This window comes from Endozoicomonas arenosclerae (genome assembly GCF_001562015.1).
GTDB classification, from domain to species: Bacteria; Pseudomonadota; Gammaproteobacteria; order Pseudomonadales; family Endozoicomonadaceae; genus Endozoicomonas_A; species Endozoicomonas_A arenosclerae.
The window spans coordinates 1-2,869 of sequence record NZ_LASA01000190.1 but is presented as its reverse complement, the minus strand read 5'-3'; the positions used below and the strand labels follow the sequence as shown (position 1 = coordinate 2,869).

Sequence of the window (2,869 nt, the reverse complement as noted above, 5' to 3'; positions counted from 1 at the left end):
GAAGTAAATTTCATAACGCTCTGAGATAGCCAAGCATACCTCCTTCAACGTCTTGTCTACTTCATCGCTAAAGACCACTCTTCGATACTTTGCTGGACAGACCAAGTGATACATAAGAACAGTGACATTGTGGGATTTGTGGATGAACCTACTTTTAGCCATCCACAAAATGTAGTCACAAGTTCATGCTGCGGCTAATGCCGCAGAAACGCAGCAAGCTGCGGGGAATATGACCCGTAGAGATTTAAACGTAAAGGGGCGTTCTCTTTATGATCAGAGTTATTGCTTTTTAGGAAATAACTCTCTTTTTGCCTGAGGAAGATTGGTTACATTCGTTCGTAATCACTGCTGTACCAACAGCTGAGATTCAATGAAGCCATTGGGCCGGGTCAAAATTCAGGCAGGTTTTGTTCAATTTCAATTTACCCCATGCTTTTCCCCTCAAAAAAGCACGGCTTGTGATTACCTATTGTACTAGTTGACAACTCTTTGATGTCTTTAGTCATCGGTCTACACCTTAGGTAATACAAGGGTTCTAGTACGATTATACAGGATTATTTATATCTGTTTAGTACTAAATTGTAGGCAGGCTTATTGCCTTACCTGTGTACAAAGGTGTTACCAAGATCATGAGCTAACCTGAGAGCAATGCAGTACTAAGGTTCATGGAAAATGAAGTCAGCCTTTATAGCCTCCGTTTTAACCCTTTCAGTCCTCGTAGGCACAATAGCTCCTACAGTCCCTCTGGAAGCCTCAGACAATTCATACATAGAGAACCGCTACCTGACTGATAAGGACGTGATACGTGCTCAGAGGCTCCGTATGGCGCTCTATTTGCCCTGTCATCAGGTCATCAAGAGAGAGGATGCAGCCAGTATCATTACTCTGAATATTGGTATGCAGGATGAGGAGTTGTATAGGGAGCTTTGGGAAACTGAAGGGGCAATGCAGGAGCATGTGAATAAGCTAGTGGATATGTGCAGGGTGTTCCCTATGGAGACTTTCTTTGACCTTGAAATGTACACACCTGAGTAACCTCCTTTTCTTCCTTACCACTTCCCACTAACATCCCCCAATCAAAATCATTTCATGATCATGCACAGGTCTATTAGATGCCAGAAGCCCAAGAGAAACAGAAGCCTCTCTATCTGAACTCCTTCGTACAGACTGCTGGAGTTGTTGCTGTCTTCGTTATGGGACTCTATTTCTACCATTTCGCAGGCAATGGCTTCTCAGGAAAAGGGGAGAACTGGGGAACTTTTGGTGACTTCCTTGGCGGTACACTGAACCCTGTATTTGGTTTTATTACTATTCTGTTGTTGATAGAGACACTGAGGCAAAGCCGAGAGGCACTCATACAGAATGATAAAGCGCTGGAGCAAGGCAGAATAGCATTAGAGCAAAACAATAAAGCCCTTGAGCAGAACCGTGAAGAGATCAAGTTAAGTCGTGAGGAGCTTGAAAAGTCATCTGAGGCTTTGCAAGACCAAGCTAAGCAAATGGATGAGCAGAGAAAGGAGGAAGAGAAAAGGTTTAAAGCAACCCTTCACCATAAGATAGTCAGTGAAAAGCTCAGTGAATTCCAGAATGCGCTCAACTCTGAGTCAGAATTAACAGTAAAAACCGGTGAAAGGTCATTTGGATATGATACATACAGATTCATTGAAGTAATCACAGTGAGCTCTGATGCCTTTCTATTTTCATTAGAAAATGGACTATCACATGACATAAAGAGGCACTACAAGTATAAGGTTCATTCACGTTTGTACAATTTAGCTAGGGCAATCAACAGAGCCAACAGAAACTCAACTGATGACCCTATTATTGAAGACTTGGTGAGCCTGATAGACAAGAGAATTGAATCTATATATAGGTTAGGTTTCTTTGGCCTTGATGATGATATTACAGCTGACTTTGGGGAGATACGGAATGCCTTCACCTTTTTGAACACATAATGCTCGATGCAGTTCAGCCCTGATTCTAAGGTGGTAGTGATGTTTATCTGCTGCTACCTCCTCCTTCCAATCCTCACTACTTCCAACTAACATCAACTTCCATATTCAATAATAAATGACAATGTACAGGTAGAAAGGATGTCTGATTGGGGTGTAACAAAGGAACCTTGGTATAAGGATATTGTTGTCTGGATTGGAGGAGTGGCAGGAGTAATTGGTATAGCCATAGTGACCAGGTTCTTTGATTACTTCGGCTATGAGCCATCTAATAATGTAGGCAACTGGGGAGCTTTTGGTGATTACGTAGGTGGTCTGCTGAACCCAATGTTTGGCTTTATGTCCCTTCTGTTGCTGGTTGTTACCTTGAAGCAGAACAAAGAGGCCTTGAAGAATAGTGAGATCGCCCTGCAGCAAAGCAGAGAAGCTCTGACAATGAACCAAAAAGAGTTGGAGTTAAGTCGAAGAGAGATGGCTGCATCAGCGGAAGCTTTGAGGAAACAGGCTGAGCTGATGGATGCACAGAGCGAAACTGAAGAATTAAGGTTCACCCGTAGTTTGCACCACAAATCTGTTGAGCATGCATTAAATAAGTTTCTTGATGCTGTATATGCAGAGCATAGATGGTTTTACCCAAAAACTAAAACACATGCAGCATCTATAGATTGTAGCTTTTATTCACTAGGGAACCTGCGAATAAGTCCCTGATCATGAGATAATAATCTCAGCAGCTTGATCAGAGGTAGTCATGGACCAACAACTCTCTTTTTCCGACAGTGAATTCAGCCAGAAGCGACGCAGAACTCGTAGGGAAATTTTTCTTGAAAGAATGGAGGTTCTGATTCCATGGAAACGCTTAGAGGCCGTAATCGAGCCCTATTACCCTAAGCGTGGCAACGGAAGACCTCCTTATCCTC

At 42.8% G+C, this 2,869-nt stretch carries 5 protein-coding genes; 4 read left to right on the top strand and 1 reads right to left on the bottom strand.

All coding sequences use genetic code 11. From position 1 onward, the window contains the following. On the bottom strand, positions 1-162 hold a 162-nt coding region (locus WG89_RS29765), incomplete at its 3' end, for a transposase (protein WP_172806781.1). A gap of 510 nt (positions 163-672) precedes the next feature. Here WG89_RS29765 and WG89_RS26475 point away from each other — a divergent pair. The 4 genes from WG89_RS26475 to WG89_RS32410 all read left to right on the top strand — a co-directional run. Next, entirely contained in the window at positions 673-1,035 is a 363-nt protein-coding gene (locus tag WG89_RS26475) for a hypothetical protein (RefSeq protein WP_062270664.1), read from the top strand. A 77-nt stretch (positions 1,036-1,112) separates the two neighbouring features. After that, complete coding sequence (locus WG89_RS26470; RefSeq protein ID WP_062270663.1) at positions 1,113-1,955, top strand: hypothetical protein; 843 nt, start codon at positions 1,113-1,115, stop codon at positions 1,953-1,955. A 138-nt stretch (positions 1,956-2,093) separates the two neighbouring features. Further along, a complete protein-coding gene (locus WG89_RS26465) occupies positions 2,094-2,660 on the top strand; it encodes a hypothetical protein (RefSeq protein WP_062270662.1) in 567 nt (188 codons plus the stop codon). A gap of 40 nt (positions 2,661-2,700) precedes the next feature. After that, positions 2,701-2,869: transposase (locus WG89_RS32410; protein WP_062260605.1), on the top strand; the 169-nt coding region annotated here is incomplete at its 3' end.

Excerpts from the sequence above, each read along its gene's own strand:
- WG89_RS26470 (WP_062270663.1), top strand. The coding sequence starts at position 1,113 with ATGCCAGAAGCCCAAGAGAAACAGAAGCCTCTCTATCTGAACTCCTTC.
- WG89_RS26475 (WP_062270664.1), top strand. The coding sequence starts at position 673 with ATGAAGTCAGCCTTTATAGCCTCCGTTTTAACCCTTTCAGTCCTCGTA.
- WG89_RS26465 (WP_062270662.1), top strand. The coding sequence starts at position 2,094 with ATGTCTGATTGGGGTGTAACAAAGGAACCTTGGTATAAGGATATTGTT.